Genomic DNA, 18,001 nt, shown 5'->3' with positions numbered 1-18,001 from the left:
GGGAACCGCGACTCCTCGTCCACCTCCGCCGCGAAAGGAGCGATCTTGGCCTCGGCCAGCTCACGCACCGTACGCCGCAGCAGCTCATGCTCCTCCGACGGCGCGTACGCGGGAAAGTCGCTCATCGTTCCTCCAGGGTGCGGGCGGTGCGGGCCGATACTTTGACGGCCAATATTTGGACGCCAAATTAAGCGAGCGGGCGGGCGCCGTCAAGGCGGGTCACCGATGGCCAGGGCGGTCCCAGGTGGCGCAGCAGCCGGACGAGCGCCGGGTTGTCGTTGCCGCGCCGCCAGGCCAGGCTCAGCTCGACGGGAGCCGGATCGGGCAGGTCGACCGCCCGGAACGTCAGGCCCGCGTAGCGCAGCCGCGCCGCCGCCGCGGGCACGAGGGCGAGGCCCCAGCCGCAGTCGACCAGCGCGAGGACGCTGTGCACCTGGCTGAGGTACTGCGCGTACACGGGCGAGACGCGGGCCTGCCGGAACAGGCTGATCAGCAGTTCGTGGAAGTAGCGCGCCTCGACGGGCGAGTACATGATGAACCGCCGCCCGTCGAAGTCGGCGAGGGAGAGCGGGCCGTCCCCCTCCGCGAGGGGATGGCCGCTCGGGACCGCCGCGAGCAGCGCCTCGCGGTCGGCGCGGCGCTCCTCCAGGTCGGGGTCGCTCACCGGGGGCCGGACCAGCCCGAGGTCGAGACCGCCCTCGGCGAGGGCCCGCACCTGGTCGCGGGTCACCATCTCCCGCAGCACGATCTCGACGTCCGGCAGGGCCGTCCGCGCTGCCTCCAGGACCCGGCCGAGCGTGGCGTAGGCGCTCGCGGCCGTGAAGCCCAGGGTGACCGTCCCGGCCTCCCCCGCCGACACCTGCCGGACGGACGTCGCGGCCTGGTCGGCCTGCTGGAGCAGCCGGCGGGCCTCGACGAGGAACGCGCGCCCGGCCGGGGTGAGGCGCACCGACCGGTTCGTCCGGTCGAACAGCCGCACCTTCAGCTCGTTCTCCAGCAGCTGGATCTGGCGGCTGAGCGGCGGCTGCGTCATGCGCAGCCGCGCGGCCGCGCGGCCGAAGTGCAGTTCCTCGGCGACGGCCACGAAGTTCGCGAGCTGGGTGAGCGTGAACATCGATTCATTCCGGGTATCAGTGGATGCGTTTTCTGTGTTGGACCTGGATCGATCGGCCATCCTAGCCTCGGGGCATGATGCAGAGCGCGCCCGACGAGACCGCCCGGAGGCTCGGGTCCGGGCTCCTGTCGTTCCCCGTCACCCACTTCCGCGACGACCTGTCCTTCGACGAGGACGCCTACCGGGAGAACATCGCCCGTCTCGGCGAGTACGACGTGGCCGGGCTGTTCGCCGCGGGCGGGACGGGCGAGTTCTTCTCGCTGACGCCGGACGAGGTGGGCTGGGTCGTGCGCGCGGCGGTCGCGGAGGCGCCGGACGGCGTCCCGGTGATCGCGCCCGCCGGGTACGGGACGGCTGCGGCCGTGCGGATGGCCGAGGACGCCGAGCGCGCCGGCGCCGACGGGGTGCTGCTGTTCCCGCCCTACCTGACCGAGGCGCCGCAGGAGGGCCTGGCCGCGCACGTCCGGGCCGTGTGCGCGGCGACCGGCCTCGGCGTGACGGTCTACAGCCGCGCCAACGCCGTCTACCAGGACGCGACGGTCGCCGGGCTGGCCGACGCGTGCCCGAACCTCGTCGGGTTCAAGGACGGGGTCGGCGACCTGGAGCTGATGACGCGGATCCGGTCCCGGCTCGGCGACCGCCTCGTCTACATCGGCGGGCTGCCGACCGCCGAGACGTTCGCGCTCCCCTACCGCGAGATGGGCGTGACGACGTACTCGTCGGCGATCTTCAACTTCGTCCCGGCGTTCGCGCTCGCCTTCCACGCCGCCGTCCGGGCCGGAGACCGGGACGCGGTCCAGCGGCGGCTGGCGGAGTTCGTCCTGCCGTACTGCGACATCCGGAACCGGCGCAAGGGCTATGCGGTGAGCATCGTCAAGGCGGGCATGCGGGTCGCGGGACACCCCGCGGGCCCCGTCCGCCCGCCCCTGACGGACCTGACCGAGGACGAGACCGCCCGGCTCTCGGAGCTCGTGAAGCGGGTGGGCTGAGATGGCGGGCGCCGCCGGGGAGGCGGTCCTCGACCGGATCGCCTGGATCGAGCTGTCGTCGGTCACGCTGCCGCTGGACGCCCACGACGCCGAGGTGCACGCCGCGCCACGCGCCCCGCTCAACGCCGGACGAGCTGCTGGAGCAGGACTCGAACCTGCATGACGTGATCCAGAGTCACGCATCCTGCCATTGGATGATCCAGCACGGGTGCCCGCCGGCGGGCGGTGGCGTCCGCCCGCCGCGGGCACGGGAAGGACCGGCCGGGGGTCGTTACTCCCGCCGGTCCAGTCCAGAGCCGCACCCGGGAATCGAACCCGGTTCTGCTGGGTGGAAGCCAGCCGCCTCACCATTTAGGCCTGTGCGACGTGCGGAGCCGAATGACTCCGTTCTGAGGACCGTGGATCGGGCCGGACTCGAACCGGCATCCCCCCGCTTGCAAGGCGGGTGCTCTCCCATTGAGCTACTGACCCGTGTAGAACATCGACAGGCGATGAATGACGATCTGCGACGAGGAAAGAGAAAGGCCGCCGGGATTTCTCCCTGGCGGCCTCCGGCGGAGCCTTACGGCTCTATCCAGAGGCGTTCCGGGCGAAGGCGAAACCTCGGCCGGCCCCTGCCCCGAAGGGCTGCGGCGCCTGCTGCGCGATGGTCGCGACCATGGTCACCGCTCCTTCCCGTTCGCTTCCGTCGAGTTCCACACCCCTATGGTGCGAGACGCCGGGCAGGCGCGCAACGCATTTTCCACGCGCTCGCCCCGGGCCATTCCTGAGGAGCGGCCCGGGGCGAAGCGGATATGCGTCACACCGCCCCGCGGCGGGTGCGGGCGCGGCCGCGACCGGGGGTCAGCAACCGCCCAAGAACGCGGAACGGCAGGGTCACGACGCTGACGATCGTCCCGACAATGGCGCTGATCGCTGCGCTGATGCGGCGCATCTGTCTTCACTCCTTCGGTTCGTCCTGACGAACCGATACCCCGCTGTGGAGTTTTACACCGGCTTTGCTCCGACGATGACGGTGGCATGGAAATCGCCGGACTCCGCGACCGTCGCCGCGAGGCCGCCGCGCCGCACGGCGGCGACGGCGCCGGCGACCTGCCGCTCGCTCGTCTCGAACAGCAGATGCCCGCCGGGGGCCAGCCACCGCGACGCCTCGGCGGTGACGCGGCGCAGGACGTCGAGGCCGTCGGAGCCGCCGTCGAGCGACGAGCGCGGCTCGTGGTCGCGCGCCTCCGCCGGCAGGAGCGCGACGTCCCCGGTCGGGACGTAGGGGACGTTCGCGAGGAGCACGTCGACCCGGCCGCGCAGCGCGTCCGGGACGGGATCGAAGAGGTCGCCCTCGTAGACCTCGCCGCCGTAGGGAGCGACGTTGGCGCGGGCGCAGCGCACCGCCGCGGGTTCGATGTCGGCGGCGTGCAGGGCGCACTCGTCCAGGCCGGAGGCGAGCGCGGCCCCGAGGGCACCGGATCCGCAGCACAGGTCGAGGACCACGGGCCGGGGCGGCGCGAGGGCGTGGGCCCGGCGGACGAGGAACTCGGTCCGGCGGCGGGGCACGAAGACCCCGGGCCCGACGGCGATCCGCAGCCCGCAGAACATCGCCCAGCCGAGGACGTGTTCGAGCGGCTCGCCGGCCGCGCGCCGTTCCACCATCGCGTCGGTCTCGCCGGGGGTGCGGGCGGTGGAGAGGATGAGGCGGGCCTCGTCCTCGGCGAAAACGCAGCCTGCGGCGCGGAGCCGGGAGACGATGCCGGGTTCGGTGAGGGGTGCTGTCATAGGAGTCCGCAACTTTATCCCGGCCGCGCCGCCTCCGACGCGTTCGCCGCATTGCCGGCCCGGCGCGACAATGGAGCGTCGTCCAGAAGCCGGGGGTCAGGGGTGTCGGACAGAGCGGACCTGAGGGCCGACTGCGCCAGCTGCTTCGGGCTGTGCTGCGTGGCGCTGCCGTTCGCCAGGTCGGCCGACTTCGCGGTGGACAAGGACGCGGGCGAGCCCTGCCGCAACCTCCTGGCCGACTTCCGCTGCGGCATCCACGCGGACCTGCGGCGGCGCGGCTTCCCGGGCTGCACGGTCTTCGACTGCTTCGGCGCCGGCCAGAAGGTGTCGCAGCTGACCTTCTCCGGCCGCGACTGGCGCGCCGATCCGGACGTCGCGCGCCGCATGTTCGCCGTGTTCCCCGTCATGCGGCAGCTCCACGAGCTGCTCCGGTACCTCGACGAGGCCGCGGCGCTGCCGTCCTCCGGGCCGATCCGCGACGACCTGCGGCGGGCCTTCGAGGAGATCGACCGCCTCACCCGGGGCGGGCCCGGCGAGCTGGCCGAGGTGGACGTCCGGGCGGTCCGGGAGAGCGCGGGCGGCCTGCTGTCGCGGGCCAGCGTGCTCGCGCGGGCCGGTCTGTCCGGACGCGGCAAGGACCGGCGGGGCGCGGACCTCCTGGGCGCGAAGCTGAAGGGCGCCGACCTGCGCGGGGCCGACCTGCGCGGCGCGTACCTGATCGCCGCCGACCTTCGGGGCGCCGACCTTCGGGCGGCCGACCTGATCGGGGCGGACCTACGGGACGCCGACCTGCGGGGGGGCGGACCTCACCGGGTGCCTCTTCCTGACCCAGGCGCAGCTCGATTCGGCGCGGGGCGACGCGGCGACCCGCCTGCCGGAGTCGCTCGCGCGGCCCGCGCACTGGTCGGCGCCCGCGGCCTGATCTTGTTTAGCCGCCCGGTCTGGGGGCATTTTCGCCCGTCAAAGGGCATTTTTCCGCAGCGCACGTCGGGGGGTCGCGTGGTGCGGGTCACATGGTGGGGCACGGGCGCGGTGGCGTTCGTGCTGCTGGTCCTCGGGGCCGGGCTTCCCCTGCTCGACCGGGTCCTCGGACTCCGCGGGCAGCCGCTGGCGCCCGGCACGGTCGTGTCGGTCGGGACGGAGCGCGGCGGCGTCCGCCCGGTGACGTTCTCGGTCACCTCGGCCGGCTGGGCCCTGAACCGGGGCGACACGTCCCTCTCCAACGGCGCCGAGCTGTTCAGCGGCGACGTGGTCTTCGACCTCAATGTGGTGGTCCCGTTGGGATCGGCCGACGCGCGGGCCCTGTGGGGCGGCCTCGGCCGGATCGTCGCCGCGGGCGGGCACGCGCGCCTCGGGACCGGTCCCGTCCCGGTCACCACCGCGCAGGGCGTGACGGGGCTGACGGGACGGCTCGCCGGGCGCGGGCGCGTCGGCACGGCGACCGTCCTCGCCAAGGGGGCGCTCGGCGCGTCGGTCACGGCCACCGGACCGCCGCACGCCTTCCGGAAGGCGGCGCCGCAGGTCGAGGCGATGGTGCGGACGATCAGGATCGCGGCGCCATGGGGCTGACCCGCGGGGACCTCGCGCACCGTCCCGCGTTCTGGCTGTGGGCGGCGGCGTGCCTGCTCGGCGCCTGGACCGCGCTCCGCGGGATCGGCGCGCACGCCGCGGCCTTCCCCGCGGGCGCGATCGCCGGGCTCGCCCTGCTCGCGCCGGCGCTGGCCGCGGGGGTGTGGCTGCTGCGGCGGCTGCACCCGGTCCGCTCGCCGCCGCTCGGCTACGCGCTGGTCGCGGTGGCGTGGGGCGGGCTGGCCGCGTTCGGGACGGCGCTGCCCGCCAACGCCGCGTTCCAGGCGATCGTCGGGAAGACGGCGGGGCCGGGCTTCAACGCGGCGTGGGGCGCGTCGATCGCCGCGCCGGTCGACGAGGAGATCCTGAAGCTGCTCGGCGTCGCGGTCGTGGCGCTGATGGCGCCGGCGGCGGTCCGCGGGCCGCTCGACGGGTGGGGCTACGGCGCGCTGGCCGGGCTGGGCTTCCAGTTCGCGGAGAACTTCCTGTACGTCCTGAACACGATCGTGCTGACCGGCGCCACCCACGACGCGAACGCGGCGTTCTTCTCCTTCGGGAGCCGGGTGGTCGGCGGGGCGTGGTGGAGCCACTGGGCGATGACCGCGGTGGGCGGCGCGGGCCTCGGCTGCCTGATCGGGCGGTTCTCCAAGGCGCACGTGGCCGCCGCGGTGGGCGCGTTCGTCCTCGCCATGGTGCTGCACTCCTGGTGGGACGCCCCCGTCCTGTCCGGGCTGATGCTGATGCCGGTGAAGGGCGCGCCGATCCTGCTGGCCGCGGTCGTCGCCTACCGGCTGGCCAGGCGCCGCTACCTCTCGCACTTCCGGCGGACGGTGCACGCGGAGACCGCGGGCGGCGTCCTGGTGCCGGGCGAGGGTCACGTGCTCGCGTTCCGCAAGTGGCGCAGGAAGGAGCAGTGGGGCGTGCCGGTCGGCGAGGCGCGGCGGCTGCTCGCACGGCTCCGGGCCGCCGAGCTCGCCCTCATCGAGGACGGCCTCGGCGGCCTGGAGCGGGACCCGCTGGCCGCCGAGCGGCTGCGCACCGACATCCGCGCCCTGCGCGACGACCTCAAGGCGTCCGGCGCGAACGTGCGCGTGGTGTGAGGGCCAGGACGGCCGCGCACACGGCCGCGCAGACGGCGGCGGCGGTGAACAGCGCGTAGGCCGGGTCGCCTGCGCCGCCCCCGGAGCCGACCGGCGCGAACGCGCCCATGATCGCGACGCCGAGGGTGGCGCCGAGCTGCCGGACGGCGTTCAGCAGGCCGCCCGCCGCGCCGGCCGTGCCCTCGGGGGCGGCCGCGACGACCATGGTCGCGAGGGCCGGCAGGGCGAACGACACGCCGAATCCGGTGCACAGCAGGCCCGCGACGAGCGGCGGATAGGAGGCGCCGCCGAGCAGCACGGCCCCGAACAGCACTCCCCCGGCGGTCAGCAGGCCGAGCCCGGCGAGCACGGGGCGGCGCGGCCCGGTCCGCGCGACGATCCGCCCGGTGAGCAGCGGGTTGAACGCGAACGGCAACGTCATCGGCAGGAACGCCAGGCCGGTCTGGAACGGCGTCAGCGACAGGGTCCGCTGGAACACCAGCGGCAGCACGAACAGCACGCCGGTCATGACGAAGTTGACCGCGGCGCCGGCGGCCAGCGCGGCGGGCATCCCGGGCGCCCGCAGCACCGCCGGGACCAGGACCGGCGCCGCGCTCCCGCGCTCGCGGACCGCGAACGCCGCGCCGGCCGCGAGCGCTCCGGCCGCCGAGGCGGCCGCGTGGACGCCCCCGCCGCTCCCCAGCGCGATGAGGGCGTCGGTCAGCAGTCCCAGCGCCGCGCACGCGAGGAGCTGCGCCGCCGGGTCGAGGCCGCGGGACCCGCGCGGGCAGCGCACGGCCCGTCCCGCCGCGAGCGCGAGGACGGCGGCGGCGAGCGGGACGTTGATCAGGAAGATCGCGCGCCAGCCGGCGATGCCGACCAGCGCGCCGCCCGCGACGGGTCCGGCCGCGAGGGCGGCGCCGCTGGTCGCCGCCCAGGTCGCGACGGCGCGGGCGCGCTCGGCGGGCGCGGGGTAGAGGCGGGCGATCATCGCCATGGACGCGGGCACGCAGGCCGCGGCGGCGGCACCGAGGACCGCGCGCAGCGCGACGAGCGTCCACAGGTCCGGAGCGGCGGCGCACAGCAGCGATCCGGCGCCGAACGCCGCGATCCCCGCGCGGAAGACGCGGTGGGCGCCGTACCGGTCGGCGACGGCGCCGGCCGACAGCAGCAGCGCGCCGAACACGACGGTGTAGCCGGTGACGGCCCATTGCAGGCCGGCGACCGTGCCGTGCAGGGAGCGGGCCAGGTCGGGTTCGGCCACCGACAGGACGGTCGTGTCGAGCAGCACCATGAAGTAGCCGAGCGAGATGCCCAGCAGGGCGGGGCCGCGCCGCCCGGGGGCCGTGCCGGCCGGTGCGGGTGAGAGAACCGAGCTCATGGCGCCCCAGTCTGGGAATCCGGGCCGCGGGGCTCCACCGGCTGCGCCGCACGCCGCGTTCGGAATATCCGAACGCGCGGCCCGGGTTGGCACCGGCATGGAACTGCGCCAGTTGCGGACGTTCGAGGCCGTCGTCGCCCACCGGACCGTCACCGACGCCGCGAACGCGCTCGGCCTCGCGCCGTCGTCGGTGTCGGAGCAGGTCCGCGCGCTGGAGGCGTCGCTGGGCGTGCCGCTGTTCCACCGCGGCCCGAAGGGCATGCGGCCGACCGAGCAGGGCGAGCGGCTGCGCGGCTGGGCGCGGCGCCTGCTCCGGCAGGCCGAGGAGGCCCGCCGCGACGTGGCCGGGGAGCGGCCGGTGCTGCGGCTCGGCGCGCTGGAGTCGATCGCCGCCACGCACGTCCCCCGCGTCCTGGCCAGGCTGGCCGAGCGGCGGCCGGGCCTGCGGGTCGACGTCCGGTCGGACGCGGCCCGCGACCAGCTCCTCGACGCGGTCGCCGCCGGGGACCTGGAGGCGGCGCTGCTGCTGGACGCCGGCGACGACGTGGGCGGGCTCGGTTTCACGCCGCCGCCCGCACCGCTGGACTTCCTCGACCTGGAGCCGGTGCCGCTCGCGCTCGTCGCCGCGCCGGACCACGTGCTCGCCGGGGCCCGGCGCCTTGCCGCGGGCGATCTGCGCGGTGAGAGGCTGCTGGTCAACGTGCCGGCGTGCTCGTTCTGGATGGCCGGCGAGCGGCTCCTCGGCGACGCCGTCGAACGCGTCCGGGCGGGGAGCGTGACCGTGATGGCGTCCTGGGCGGAGCAGGGCCTCGGCATCGCCCTGCTCCCGGAGTTCGCCGTCCGCGACCGGCTCGCGGCCGGGACCCTCGCCCGGCTCGCGTTCGACGTTCCCGACCTGGGTCTCCGCCTTGTCTGGCGGGCCGACCGGGAGACCGTACCCGGTATGCGAGAGGTCCTCTACGCGGCCAGCGCCTGAGGCCCCCCGGGGCCGCTGCGGCGCAGCGTTTGCCCCAACCCGCCCCGGGTAGCCGCCCCAGGGACACGACGGCCGGGCCGGGGAGAGCTCTATGGCGGTACAAAACGGGAGAGAAAGCGCCAAATCTGAGCGGGTACAGAAACTCTTCTGGGGCGTCAACGACCGGCTCGGCTCCACCGAGTTCCTGGACAAGAACATCCGGAAGGCGTTCCCCAAGCACTGGTCGTTCCTGCTCGGCGAGATCGCGCTCTACTCGTTCGTCATCCTCGTGCTGACCGGCGTCTACCTGACGCTGTTCTTCAAGCCGAGCGGCACGGACATCGTCTACGACGGCTCCTACGCCCCGCTCAGGGGCGTCAAGGTGAGCGAGGCCTACGCCTCCACCCTGCACCTGTCGTTCGACGTGCGCGGCGGGCTGCTGATGCGGCAGGTCCACCACTGGGCGGCGAACGTCTTCGTCGCGGCCATCGTCGTCCACCTCATGCGGATCTTCTTCACCGGCGCGTTCCGCAAGCCGCGGGAGATCAACTGGGTGATCGGCACGACGCTGTTCGCGCTGGCGATGGCGGAGGGGTTCGCCGGCTACTCGCTGCCGGACGACCTGCTGTCGGGCACCGGCCTGCGGATCTTCCAGGGCATCGTGCTCTCCATCCCCGTCATCGGGACGTACGCGGCCCTGTGGATCTTCGGGGGGCAGTTCCCCTCCGCCGAGGAGTTCATCCCGCGGCTTTTCACCGTGCACATCCTGCTGATCCCGGGCATCCTCATCGCCCTCGTCACCGCGCACCTGATGATCCTGTGGCACCAGACGCACACCATCTTCCCGGGCCGCGGCCGGCGGGAGCGGGCGGTGACCGGGGAGCCGACCTTCCCGCACTTCGCCGCGCAGAGCACGGCCTACTTCCTCTTCACCTTCGGCGTCCTGGCCCTGCTGGCGGCGTTCTTCCAGATCAACCCGGTCTGGCTGTACGGCCCGTACGAGCCCGACCAGGTCGGGTTCGGCTCCCAGCCCGACTGGTACGTCGGGTTCCTCGAAGGCTCGCTGCGCACCATGCCGCGCCTGTCCACGAACCTCTTCGGGCACACCATCGCCTGGAACGTGCTGCTCCCCGCCGTCGTCCTGCCCGGGCTGTTCTTCACGCTCATCGGCCTCTACCCGTTCGTGGAGCGCTGGGCCACCGGCGACGAACGCCTGCACCACCTGCTGGACCGGCCGCGCAACGCCGCGACCAGGACCGCGATCGGCGCCGCCGCCGTCGCCTGGTACGGCAACATGCTGGCGGCCGGCGGCAACGACGTCATCTCCGCGACCTTCAAGATCCCGCTGTTCTGGACGACCTGGTTCTTCCGCGCCGGGTTCTTCGTCTTCCCGCTCGCGGCCTTCGCCATCGCCCGGCGGGTGTGCCTGAGCCTGCAGCGCCGCGACCTGCGCACGCGGGAGGAGGGCGTGGAGAGCGGCCTCATCTCGCTGACGCCGGACGGGGGGTTCCGGGAGCGGCACGAGCAGCCGTCCGAGGACGCCGAGGCGGTGCTGGAGGCTCGGCAGCCCGGCGAGCTAGTCGCGCCGTACCCGCACCACCTGATCCCGCTGCCGACGCCGGACCGCGCCCGCACGCAGGTCCGGACCCGCGTCAACCGCTTCTACCTCAACTACCAGGCCGAGTCGCACGGCGGCGGCCAGGGCGACCTGCGCGACGGCTCCGGGGAGGACGGCCGGGGCGAGTGACCGGCGGCGGCCGGCCGGGCGGTCACGGCGGGGGCAGCGCCGGTTCGGCCTCCTGCGGCGGCTCCTTCGGCGGGTAGTGCAGGTCGAACGCGGGGCGCGACGACCGGATGCGCGGCATCGACGTGAAGTTGTGGCGCGGGGGCGGGCAGGACGTCGCCCACTCCAGCGAGCCGCCCGCGCCCCAGGGGTCGTCGGTCTGGACGCGCTCGGCGTGCCGCCAGGACCACAGCACGTTCCACAGGAACGCGAACGTCGAGGCCCCCAGGATGAACGAGCCGATCGACGAGACGAGGTTCAGGGTCGCGAACTGGTCGGGATAGTCGGCGTAGCGGCGCGGCATGCCCTCGGCGCCCAGCCAGTGCTGGACGAGGAAGGTGGTGTGGAAGCCGACGAAGAGCGTCCAGAAGTGGATCTTCCCCCAGGTCTCGTTCAGCATCCGGCCGGTCATCTTCGGCCACCAGAAGTAGAACCCGCCGAACATCGCGAACACCACGGTGCCGAACAGGACGTAGTGCAGGTGGGCGACGACGAAGAAGGAGTCGGTGAGGTGGAAGTCCATGGGGGGCGAGGCCAGGATGACCCCGGTCAGGCCGCCGAACAGGAACGTCACCAGGAACCCCAGCGCGAACAGCATCGGGGTCTCGAAGGTCAACTGCCCCTTCCACAGCGTCCCCACCCAGTTGAAGAACTTCAGGCCGGTCGGCACGGCGATCATGAAGGAGGTGATCGAGAAGAAGGGCAGCAGCACGCCGCCGGTGGCGAACATGTGGTGCGCCCAGACCGTCATCGACAGCCCGGTGATCGCGATGGTGGCGGCGACCATGCCGAGGTAGCCGAACAGCGGCTTGCGGCTGAACACCGGAAGGATCTCGGTGATGATCCCGAAGAACGGCAGCGCCGCGATGTAGACCTCCGGATGGCCGAAGAACCAGAACAGGTGCTGCCAGAGCAGCGCGCCGCCGTTGGAGGGGTCGTAGATGTGGGCGCCGAGCCTGCGGTCGGCCTCCAGCGCGAACAGCGCCGCGGCCAGCACCGGGAAGGCGATGAGCACCATCAGGCTGGTCAGCAGCACGTTCCAGGTGAAGATCGGCAGCCGGAACATCACCATGCCCGGGGCGCGCATCGCGATGATCGTGGTGATCATGTTCACCGAGGTCAGGATCGTGCCGAACCCCGACAGGATCAGTCCCATGGTCCACATGTCGCCGCCCTGGCCGGGCGAGTACGTCTGGGTGGACAGGGGCGTGTAGGCGAACCAGCCGAACCCCGGAGCGCCGCCCGGCATGATGAACGAGGCCAGCACCATGAGCGCGCCGAACAGGAACAGGTAGTAGGTGAGCGCGTTCATCCGCGGGAAGGCCACGTCCGGCGCCCCGATCTGCAGCGGGACGAGCACGTTGGCGAACCCGGCGAACAGCGGGGTGGCGAACAGCAGCATCATGATCGTGCCGTGGATGGTGAACATCTCGTTGTAGGTGTGGTTGCTCACCACCTGCTTGCCCGGCTCCAGCAGCTCGGCCCGCATCACCATGGCCATCAGGCCGGCGGCCAGGAACATCGCGAACGACGTCCCTAGGTAGAGGTAGCCGACCATCTTGTGGTCGGTCGTCGCCAGCACATGGCTGATCCTGGTCCCCTTGCGGTGCCGTGCGAGCGCGTCGGCGACGCTGGTGTCCTGCCGCCCTTGGACGGTCGTCATCCCGGCCTGCCCTCCCTCGTCCTGACCCCATCCGGCCACTTGCCGCGCAGTCCTGTTTCAAACGCCGCGCGGACCGGGCCCCGATCAGCCCCCGGCCCCCGCCCATCAGGCCGGACACCCGGTCCGGGGTTCCTCGGCGCCGGCCGCGGGCGCGGCGCCCCCGGACCGTGCGAGGGATGAAGCCGGGAACTCGGGGAAGTGCGCTCGGAAAGCACATGCGAAGGAGCTCCCCCCGATGCGGAAGGACCGGACGCCCCCGCGGGCCCGCGAGCCCGCGGAGCCCATGCGGACGCAGGACTTCGACAGCCGGGCCGGTGTCGCGGCCGCTCGGGACGAGGCCGCCCGCGCCCTCGACCGGCTGGACAGCGCGCGCAGGAGGGCGGCGCGGGCGCGCCGCGAGACCGGCGCGGGCGGGCCGCCGCCCGCGGAGGAGCAGCGGCTCGCGGAGGAGCAGCGGCTCGCGGAGGAGCAGCGGCTCGCGGAGGCGGCGCGCGCTCTGGCCGAGGCCGCGCGCGAGCTCGCCCGGCTCGTCGGCGACTCCGGCCGCCGGCCCGCCCGCGCCGGCCCCGGGGACGGCGTCCCGGCCCAGGCCCGGACGAGGCGCCCCGCCGACGACGAGCCGCTCGTCACGCTCGACCTGGCGCACCACGTCGGGCCCGGCTGGCGGCTGCACCAGTTCACGACCGCCGACCGGGACGCCCACCGCTGGCATCTGCGGCACCACGGGCACTCCGCGGGGACCGTGACGCACGTCCTGAACCTGCGCGGCCGCCGGACGGGCTGGGAGGCCTACGACGCGCGCGGGTTCCGGCTGCGCCCGGAGCCCGGGCCGGAGGCGTACCCGCCCGGCGTGCCCTACCTGTGGGCGACGAGGAGGGCGGCGGTGCGCGCCGCCGCACGGGCCCACCGCTGCGCCTGAGCGCCGCGCCCCGGACGTTTCGCCCCGGTCGCGCGGGTAGGGCCGCCTGGGACGGAGCCCGTCCCACCGGAGGAGCACGATGAAGGCTGTCACCTGGCACGGCAAGCGCGACGTCCGCGTCGACGACGTCCCCGACCCCCAGATCAAGGAGCCGAACGACGCGGTCATCAGGGTCACCTCGACCGGCGTGTGCGGGTCGGACCTGCACCTGTACGAGGTGCTCGGGCCGTTCATGAACGAGGGCGACGTGCTCGGCCACGAGCCGATCGGCGTCGTCGAGGAGACCGGCCCGGACGTCACCCACGTCAAGCCCGGCGACCGCGTGGTCATCCCGTTCAACATCTCGTGCGGGCACTGCCACATGTGCGGCCTGGAGCTGTACGCCCAGTGCGAGACGACGCAGGTCCGCGACCAGGGCATGGGCGCGGCGCTGTTCGGCTACACCCGCCTGTACGGGCAGGTGCCGGGCGCGCAGGCCGAGTACCTGCGGGTGCCGCAGGCCCAGTTCGGGCCGATCAAGGTGCCGGACGGCCCGCCGGACGAGCGGTTCCTCTACCTCTCGGACGTCCTGCCCACCTCCTGGCAGGCCGTCGCCTGGGCCGAGATCCCCGAAGGCGGTTCGGTCACGGTGCTCGGGCTCGGCCCGATCGGGCAGATGTCGGCCCGGATCGCCCGCCATCTCGGCCACCGGGTGATCGGGGTCGACCTCGTTCCGGAGCGGCTGGAGATGGCGCGCCGGCACAGCGTCGAGGTGATCGACGCCTCCGACGCCGACGACGTCCCGGACGCGGTCCGGCAGCTCACCGGGGGGCGCGGCACCGACTCGGTGATCGACGCGGTGGGGATGGAGGCGCACGGCTCCCCCGGCGCCAAGCTCGCGCAGACCCTCACCGGGCTCATGCCGGGCAACTCCGCCGCGCCGCTGATGTCCCGCGTCGGCGTGGACCGGCTCGCCGCGCTCACCACCGCCATCGACACCGTGCGGCGGGGCGGGACGATCTCCCTCAGCGGCGTGTACGGCGGCATGACCGACCCGCTGCCGATGCTGCAGATGTTCGACAAGGGCATCACCGTCCGGATGGGCCAGGCGCACGTCAAGCGCTGGATCGACGAGCTGATGCCGCTCGTGGCCGACGACGCCGACCCGCTCGGTGTGATGGACCTCGCGACGCACCGCTGGCCGCTGGAGAAGGCGCCCGAGGCGTACGAGATGTTCCAGAAGAAGCGGGACGGCGCCATCAAGGTGCTGCTGCAGCCGGGCACGTGACACCGGCCGGTCGGTGATCGCGGACCGGGGGCGCCGGCCCTAGGCTTTCGGCACGTCCCCGTGCGTGCCGATGACCGGGGCTCTGGAGGTGGACCCGATGCACCCGTTCCGCGCGGCCGTCGAGAAGGGCGACCTGGACGCCCTCCCGGCGCTGCTGGCCGAGGACGTGACGTTCCTCAGCCCGGTGGCGTTCGCGCCGTACGAGGGGCGGGCGGCGGTCACCGCGATCCTGCGGGCGGTGACCCGGGTCTTCGCCGACTTCCGCTACGTCCGCGAGATCGGCGGCGGCCGCGACCACGCGCTGGTCTTCAAGGCGCGCGTCGGCGACCGCGAGGTGCACGGCTGCGACTTCCTGCACCACGACGACGACGGGCTCATCGACGAGTTCTGCGTCATGGTCCGGCCGCTGTCGGGCGCGCAGGCGCTCTCGGACGCGATGGCGGTGGAGTTCGAGGCGGTCAGGCGGGAGATGGGCCTGGCCTGACCGCCGTGCGGACCGGGCCGGCGCCGTGTTCCTCGGCGGCCGGCCCGGGGAGCGTCCCGTTCAGGCGCTCAGCGGCGGGGGCAGGGAGGCGTCCTCCGCGCGGCGGCCGTCGCGCTCCAGGCACGTCAGGCGCGCCGAGGTGAGAGCGGCGCGGAACAGCTGGATGCCGCGCGCGGAGCTGGGGTCGACGCCGGACAGGTCCCGGATGCGGTCCAGCCGGTAGTGCAGGGTGCGGCGGTGGATCCACAGCTCCCGCGCGGCGCGCTCGCGGTCGAGGTTGCAGGCGAGCAGCACCTCCAGCGTCCGCCGCAGGTCCGTGCCGGCGTCGAGCGGGGACAGCACGGCGGAGAGCCGGCCGCGGATGGCGGGCTGCCCGAGGATCGCCAGCTCGACCAGCAGCTCGTCGGCCCGGTAGGGGCGGTCCTCGGCGTCCGGGATCGCCTTGGCGATCGTCAGGACCCGGGACGCCTCCTCCAGCGCGGCCGGGATCTCGGCGATGCCGCGCCGGAAGGACTCGGCGGCGTGCACCGGGCCGCGCGAGCGGGCGGCCAGGCCCGCGGTGAACTCGGCGGCCAGGTTCTCCGCGCGCAGCGGCTCGGCGGCGGGGAACAGCACGGTGAGCCCCTCCGGACCGCCCGAGTACAGGACGCCCTCCCACGACTCCAGGCGCTCGCTCTCCCGCTCCCAGTCGTCCGCCGCGAGCGCGGGGGCCTCGCACCGCAGGACGAGGTAGGCGGGCGCCAGGCGGACGCCGGCCGCGTCGGCGATGACACCGGCGGGAGCCCCGTCGATCAGGGTCTCGGCGAGCAGCCGGCGCAGCGGCCGCGACCGCGCCCCCTCGCGGGGCGCCTCCGCGTAGCCCTGGATGCAGGCCTCCCGCGCGCCGTCGGCGAGCCGGGCCGCGTGCGCGGTCAGCTCGGCCATCTCGGCGAAGCAGCCGGGCGGCGCGACCGTCCAGCAGCTCCGCGCCGCGGCGGAGAGCGCGAGGTCCCACGCCTCCGACAGCACCGGCAGCGGGACCGCCTGCCGGGCCGCGAGGACGCCGAGGTCGCGGAAGCGCCCCCGGTCGTCGTCGGGAAGGGGGGACCGGCGCAGGACGAGGCCGAGCAGCCGGGCGCAGGTCTCCCGGCGCCCGCCGAACATCGGGCCCGCCGCCCGCCTGATCGGCTGGTAGGCGGGATGGCCGTGCAGTGCCTCCCGGATCGCCGCGGCGACCCGCGGGCAGTGCGCGGTGAGGACTTCCGGGAGTCCGCCGGAGACGGTCATCGACGGTCCTCCCCCTAGGCCACGGCCAGCCGGAGCCCGGGCAGGCGGCCGACGGTCCCGTCGACCAGCCGGTGCAGCTCCCGGACGCAGCCGGGATCGCCGCCGAGCATGTCGAGCAGGCCGTGGGCGCGGTCGATCAGGGGCGCGACGGCGGCGGCGCAGGACTCGGCGACCTCCTCGTCGAGCATCCAGGCCGCCAGTTCGGCGCGCGCGGACGCAGAGTGGCGGGCGGAGGCGTGCAGGGCGAGCGCCTCGCGGCGCCGCGCGGGGGAAAGCCCGGTGAGCAGGTGGACGAGCAGGAACGTGGCGGTGCCGGCGGCGAGGTCCGCGTACCGCCCGGTGACGAGGTCGCGCTGGTCGTCGGCGAGCCGGCGCAGCACGCCGAGGGCGCGCCCGTACGCCCGCCAGCCCGCGGTCCGGCGGTCATCCGCCCCGGCGAGCCGCGCCGCCGAGGCCGCGGCCATCGCGTAGGGCGCGCCCGTCCCGCCCTCGTAGCCGCGCAGCACGGAGGCGAGGGTCGCGTTCGACGCCCGCTCGGTGAGGCGGCGGAGCCGCCCGTCCACGGCGTCCACCCAGGCGCGCGAGAGCTCGTCCGCGAGCGCGGCGCGGACGGGGCCGCCGACGGGCATGCCGGCGATGAGCCTGCCGGGCAGCTGGCCGCCGACGGCCAGCGCGGTGAGCACCTTCCCGCCGGTGGCGGGGGACGGCGCGCCGGCGGCCTCCGGGAGTCCGTCGAGGTAGCGGGCCGACGCCCACCAGAGCAGGTGCAGCACGGCGACGGGCCTGCCGGGGCCCGGCTCGCCGGTCTCGGCCCCGTGCACCAGCAGAGGCAGCGTGACCACGCTCTTCACGCCCGGCCGCGGGCCCTCGGCCCGGACGAGGTCGAAGAACTCCACGAGGAACTCCGACATGGCGCCCCCGACCATCTCGCGCCCCTCGTCCACCCCCATCGCCATGCCCTCGGCGAGCAGCTCGCACAGCCGCACCATCTCCGCCTCGACCTCGGCGATCGCCCGTTCCTGGGCCGCCCTGCCGAACACTCCTTCGTCCACGTGCCAACTCCTCTGCTGCGGGGGTCTCGGGCCGTGCCGGCGCTCCGGCGGGGCCCGTCAGTGCCGGGCGCGCCCGCCCTGGATCCGGGCCGTGCCGGGGAACGGCGGCGTCCCCGGCACGCGGTCGAGCGGGTACTCGCTCCAGGGGGGATCACGGGGATCGAGCGCGTCGGCGGCCAGGGCACGGAATCGGTTGATGACGGACGCGGCCACGCGCGTTTCCTCCATTTCTCCGGCCCGCGCTCGCGGATCCGCGCCGAAAACGGCGCCGGCGATCCCCGGGAAGGGCGGACAATACGACCGGACGGCCGTTATCTTGCTACAGAAATGCGGGATGCTGAACTGCACCCCCGGGCAGTCCGGGCCGCGCCGGGCTGCCCGGTCCGGCAACCGGCACCGGCGGGTCACGCTCCGCGCGAGGCGATCCCGCCCCGGAAACCGCATGTCAGCGCACGCTTGCAGGAGGCGGCCGGGCAGCGGACGGCCCGGACCCCGCACGTCACCGGCCCCCCGGCGCGGAGCGAAAGCGGCCCGTTTCCGCCCGATCAGCGCGCGAATTCCCAGGGCATTCGCACAAGGTATATTTTCAGATGAGAATTCAATTGAGCCGGACTACGCGCGCCGCTGTGACGTTGCCCACAATTAATTGGCGGAATGCGGCCAGTGCGGCGGGGGGGCGCGGGCGGGCGCGCGCCGCGCGGCCCCCCGCC

The 18,001-nt window shown here is 74.2% G+C and carries 18 protein-coding genes, 3 tRNA genes and 1 pseudogene; 10 read left to right on the top strand and 12 right to left on the bottom strand.

Going from position 1 to position 18,001, the window contains the following annotated elements; all coding sequences use genetic code 11:
- Both AB0C21_RS43035 and AB0C21_RS43030 read right to left on the bottom strand, forming a co-directional pair.
- The coding region (locus tag AB0C21_RS43035) for an acyl-CoA dehydrogenase family protein (protein WP_500212276.1) at positions 1-125 on the bottom strand (125 nt) is incomplete at its 3' end.
- Positions 126-187: 62 nt separating this feature from the next.
- Positions 188-1,114 (bottom strand): LysR substrate-binding domain-containing protein, encoded by a 927-nt coding sequence (locus tag AB0C21_RS43030; protein ID WP_500212273.1) that lies wholly within the window; start codon positions 1,112-1,114, stop codon positions 188-190.
- 74 nt (positions 1,115-1,188) lie between these two features.
- Between AB0C21_RS43030 and kdgD the strand changes: the two genes are divergently transcribed.
- Positions 1,189-2,103 (top strand): 5-dehydro-4-deoxyglucarate dehydratase, encoded by a 915-nt coding sequence (kdgD, locus tag AB0C21_RS43025; protein WP_500212271.1) that lies wholly within the window; start codon positions 1,189-1,191, stop codon positions 2,101-2,103.
- A 1-nt stretch (position 2,104) separates the two neighbouring features.
- On the top strand, positions 2,105-2,266 hold the full coding sequence (locus AB0C21_RS43020) for a hypothetical protein (protein ID WP_500212270.1): 162 nt from the start codon (positions 2,105-2,107) through the stop codon (positions 2,264-2,266).
- On the opposite strand, the gene AB0C21_RS43015 is transcribed toward AB0C21_RS43020, so the two are convergent.
- The 5 genes from AB0C21_RS43015 to AB0C21_RS42995 all read right to left on the bottom strand — a co-directional run bounded on the left by AB0C21_RS43015 (position 2,238) and on the right by AB0C21_RS42995 (position 3,873).
- Positions 2,238-2,308, bottom strand: a tRNA-Gln gene (locus tag AB0C21_RS43015). The two genes, AB0C21_RS43020 and AB0C21_RS43015, sit on opposite strands and share 29 nt — an antisense overlap.
- Positions 2,309-2,397: 89 nt before the next feature.
- Positions 2,398-2,469, bottom strand: a tRNA-Gly gene (locus tag AB0C21_RS43010).
- 33 nt (positions 2,470-2,502) lie between these two features.
- Positions 2,503-2,574: transfer RNA gene (locus AB0C21_RS43005), tRNA-Ala, on the bottom strand.
- Between the two features lie 328 nt (positions 2,575-2,902).
- The gene (locus tag AB0C21_RS43000) at positions 2,903-3,037 is read right to left on the bottom strand and encodes an LPFR motif small protein (protein WP_268843208.1); all 135 of its coding nucleotides are present in this window, start codon (positions 3,035-3,037) and stop codon (positions 2,903-2,905) included.
- 53 nt (positions 3,038-3,090) lie between these two features.
- Positions 3,091-3,873, bottom strand: coding sequence for a putative protein N(5)-glutamine methyltransferase (locus AB0C21_RS42995; RefSeq protein WP_500212268.1), 783 nt, complete (start codon positions 3,871-3,873; stop codon positions 3,091-3,093).
- A 102-nt stretch (positions 3,874-3,975) separates the two neighbouring features.
- Here AB0C21_RS42995 and AB0C21_RS42990 point away from each other — a divergent pair.
- The 3 genes and pseudogenes from AB0C21_RS42990 (at position 3,976) to AB0C21_RS42980 (ending at position 6,542) form a co-directional block, all read left to right on the top strand.
- Positions 3,976-4,795: pseudogene (locus AB0C21_RS42990) on the top strand (pentapeptide repeat-containing protein).
- 77 nt (positions 4,796-4,872) lie between these two features.
- Positions 4,873-5,442: a hypothetical protein gene (locus AB0C21_RS42985; protein WP_500212267.1), complete on the top strand. Its 570-nt coding sequence runs from the start codon at positions 4,873-4,875 to the stop codon at positions 5,440-5,442.
- A complete protein-coding gene (locus tag AB0C21_RS42980) occupies positions 5,433-6,542 on the top strand; it encodes a PrsW family intramembrane metalloprotease (protein ID WP_500212266.1) in 1,110 nt (369 codons plus the stop codon). Before AB0C21_RS42985 ends, AB0C21_RS42980 begins: the two co-directional genes overlap by 10 nt.
- Here AB0C21_RS42980 and AB0C21_RS42975 read toward each other — a convergent pair.
- Complete coding sequence (locus AB0C21_RS42975; RefSeq protein WP_500212265.1) at positions 6,508-7,902, bottom strand: MFS transporter; 1,395 nt, start codon at positions 7,900-7,902, stop codon at positions 6,508-6,510. The two genes, AB0C21_RS42980 and AB0C21_RS42975, sit on opposite strands and share 35 nt — an antisense overlap.
- 97 nt (positions 7,903-7,999) lie before the next feature.
- Between AB0C21_RS42975 and AB0C21_RS42970 the strand changes: the two genes are divergently transcribed.
- On the top strand, positions 8,000-8,878 hold the full coding sequence (locus AB0C21_RS42970; RefSeq protein WP_500212263.1) for a LysR family transcriptional regulator: 879 nt from the start codon (positions 8,000-8,002) through the stop codon (positions 8,876-8,878).
- A gap of 91 nt (positions 8,879-8,969) precedes the next feature.
- Positions 8,970-10,604, top strand: coding sequence for a cytochrome bc1 complex cytochrome b subunit (qcrB, locus tag AB0C21_RS42965; RefSeq protein WP_500212261.1), 1,635 nt, complete (start codon positions 8,970-8,972; stop codon positions 10,602-10,604).
- A 22-nt stretch (positions 10,605-10,626) separates the two neighbouring features.
- On the opposite strand, the gene ctaD is transcribed toward qcrB, so the two are convergent.
- Positions 10,627-12,303 carry an aa3-type cytochrome oxidase subunit I gene (ctaD, locus tag AB0C21_RS42960; protein WP_500212260.1) on the bottom strand — a complete coding sequence of 559 codons (1,677 nt, stop codon included), beginning with the start codon at positions 12,301-12,303 and terminating at the stop codon, positions 10,627-10,629.
- 235 nt (positions 12,304-12,538) lie between these two features.
- Here ctaD and AB0C21_RS42955 point away from each other — a divergent pair, with 235 nt between their 5' ends.
- The 3 genes from AB0C21_RS42955 to AB0C21_RS42945 all read left to right on the top strand — a co-directional run bounded on the left by AB0C21_RS42955 (position 12,539) and on the right by AB0C21_RS42945 (position 14,973).
- Positions 12,539-13,222 (top strand): hypothetical protein, encoded by a 684-nt coding sequence (locus tag AB0C21_RS42955; RefSeq protein ID WP_500212258.1) that lies wholly within the window; start codon positions 12,539-12,541, stop codon positions 13,220-13,222.
- Positions 13,223-13,301: 79 nt separating this feature from the next.
- Positions 13,302-14,489: a zinc-dependent alcohol dehydrogenase gene (locus AB0C21_RS42950; protein WP_500212256.1), complete on the top strand. Its 1,188-nt coding sequence runs from the start codon at positions 13,302-13,304 to the stop codon at positions 14,487-14,489.
- Between the two features lie 97 nt (positions 14,490-14,586).
- Positions 14,587-14,973 (top strand): nuclear transport factor 2 family protein, encoded by a 387-nt coding sequence (locus tag AB0C21_RS42945; RefSeq protein WP_500212275.1) that lies wholly within the window; start codon positions 14,587-14,589, stop codon positions 14,971-14,973.
- 60 nt (positions 14,974-15,033) lie between these two features.
- On the opposite strand, the gene AB0C21_RS42940 is transcribed toward AB0C21_RS42945, so the two are convergent.
- From AB0C21_RS42940 to AB0C21_RS42930, 3 genes are read right to left on the bottom strand one after another with little or no spacing between them, the layout of a single operon-like run.
- Entirely contained in the window at positions 15,034-16,239 is a 1,206-nt protein-coding gene (locus AB0C21_RS42940) for a PucR family transcriptional regulator (RefSeq protein ID WP_500212254.1), read from the bottom strand.
- A gap of 14 nt (positions 16,240-16,253) precedes the next feature.
- Positions 16,254-17,291: a polyprenyl synthetase family protein gene (locus AB0C21_RS42935; RefSeq protein WP_500212252.1), complete on the bottom strand. Its 1,038-nt coding sequence runs from the start codon at positions 17,289-17,291 to the stop codon at positions 16,254-16,256.
- A gap of 57 nt (positions 17,292-17,348) precedes the next feature.
- The gene (locus tag AB0C21_RS42930; protein WP_500212250.1) at positions 17,349-17,504 is read right to left on the bottom strand and encodes a hypothetical protein; all 156 of its coding nucleotides are present in this window, start codon (positions 17,502-17,504) and stop codon (positions 17,349-17,351) included.
- Between the last annotated feature and the right edge of the window lie 497 nt (positions 17,505-18,001).

The organism is Spirillospora sp. NPDC049024 (genome assembly GCF_040649235.1).
GTDB lineage: Bacteria > Actinomycetota > Actinomycetes > Streptosporangiales > Streptosporangiaceae > Spirillospora.
This window is presented reverse-complemented; position numbering and strand designations above follow the sequence as displayed.

Excerpts from the sequence above, each read along its gene's own strand:
- AB0C21_RS43030 (WP_500212273.1), bottom strand. The coding sequence starts at position 1,114 with ATGTTCACGCTCACCCAGCTCGCGAACTTCGTGGCCGTCGCCGAGGAA.
- kdgD (WP_500212271.1), top strand. The coding sequence starts at position 1,189 with ATGATGCAGAGCGCGCCCGACGAGACCGCCCGGAGGCTCGGGTCCGGG.
- AB0C21_RS43020 (WP_500212270.1), top strand. The coding sequence starts at position 2,105 with ATGGCGGGCGCCGCCGGGGAGGCGGTCCTCGACCGGATCGCCTGGATC.
- AB0C21_RS43000 (WP_268843208.1), bottom strand. The coding sequence starts at position 3,037 with ATGCGCCGCATCAGCGCAGCGATCAGCGCCATTGTCGGGACGATCGTC.
- AB0C21_RS42995 (WP_500212268.1), bottom strand. The coding sequence starts at position 3,873 with ATGACAGCACCCCTCACCGAACCCGGCATCGTCTCCCGGCTCCGCGCC.
- AB0C21_RS42980 (WP_500212266.1), top strand. The coding sequence starts at position 5,433 with ATGGGGCTGACCCGCGGGGACCTCGCGCACCGTCCCGCGTTCTGGCTG.
- AB0C21_RS42975 (WP_500212265.1), bottom strand. The coding sequence starts at position 7,902 with ATGAGCTCGGTTCTCTCACCCGCACCGGCCGGCACGGCCCCCGGGCGG.
- AB0C21_RS42970 (WP_500212263.1), top strand. The coding sequence starts at position 8,000 with ATGGAACTGCGCCAGTTGCGGACGTTCGAGGCCGTCGTCGCCCACCGG.
- qcrB (WP_500212261.1), top strand. The coding sequence starts at position 8,970 with ATGGCGGTACAAAACGGGAGAGAAAGCGCCAAATCTGAGCGGGTACAG.
- ctaD (WP_500212260.1), bottom strand. The coding sequence starts at position 12,303 with ATGACGACCGTCCAAGGGCGGCAGGACACCAGCGTCGCCGACGCGCTC.
- AB0C21_RS42955 (WP_500212258.1), top strand. The coding sequence starts at position 12,539 with ATGCGGAAGGACCGGACGCCCCCGCGGGCCCGCGAGCCCGCGGAGCCC.
- AB0C21_RS42950 (WP_500212256.1), top strand. The coding sequence starts at position 13,302 with ATGAAGGCTGTCACCTGGCACGGCAAGCGCGACGTCCGCGTCGACGAC.
- AB0C21_RS42945 (WP_500212275.1), top strand. The coding sequence starts at position 14,587 with ATGCACCCGTTCCGCGCGGCCGTCGAGAAGGGCGACCTGGACGCCCTC.
- AB0C21_RS42940 (WP_500212254.1), bottom strand. The coding sequence starts at position 16,239 with ATGACCGTCTCCGGCGGACTCCCGGAAGTCCTCACCGCGCACTGCCCG.